The sequence below is a fragment of the Streptomyces nogalater genome, assembly GCF_039532885.1.
GTDB classification, from domain to species: Bacteria; Actinomycetota; Actinomycetes; order Streptomycetales; family Streptomycetaceae; genus Streptomyces; species Streptomyces nogalater.
The window spans coordinates 1-555 of sequence record NZ_BAAASM010000107.1 but is presented as its reverse complement, the minus strand read 5'-3'; the positions used below and the strand labels follow the sequence as shown (position 1 = coordinate 555).

Here is a 555-nt window from a genome sequence, read left to right as displayed (position 1 = left end):
ACTTTTCACCATTCCCTCACGGTACTATCCGCTATCGGTCACCAGGGAATATTTAGGCTTAGCGGGTGGTCCCGCCAGATTCACACGGGATTTCTCGGGCCCCGTGCTACTTGGGTGTCTCTCAAACGAGCCGCTGACGTTTCGACTACGGGGGTCTTACCCTCTACGCCGGACCTTTCGCATGTCCTTCGCCTACATCAACGGTTTCTGACTCGTCCCACGGCCGGCAGACCGCAGAAGAGAGATCCCACAACCCCCACGACGCAACCCCTGCCGGGTCTCACACGTCATAGGTTTGGCCTCATCCGGTTTCGCTCGCCACTACTCCCGGAATCACGGTTGTTTTCTCTTCCTGAGGGTACTGAGATGTTTCACTTCCCCTCGTTCCCTCCACACTGCCTATGTGTTCAGCAGCGGGTGACAGCCCATGACGACTGCCGGGTTTCCCCATTCGGAAACCCCCGGATCAAAGCCTGGTTGACGACTCCCCGGGGACTATCGCGGCCTCCCACGTCCTTCATCGGTTCCTGGTGCCAAGGCATCCACCGTGCGCCC

The 555-nt window shown here is 59.1% G+C and carries 1 rRNA gene; it reads right to left on the bottom strand.

The annotated features are described in order from the left end of the window. Window positions 1-555 (bottom strand): 23S ribosomal RNA (locus tag ABD350_RS37885); the annotation flags it as partial.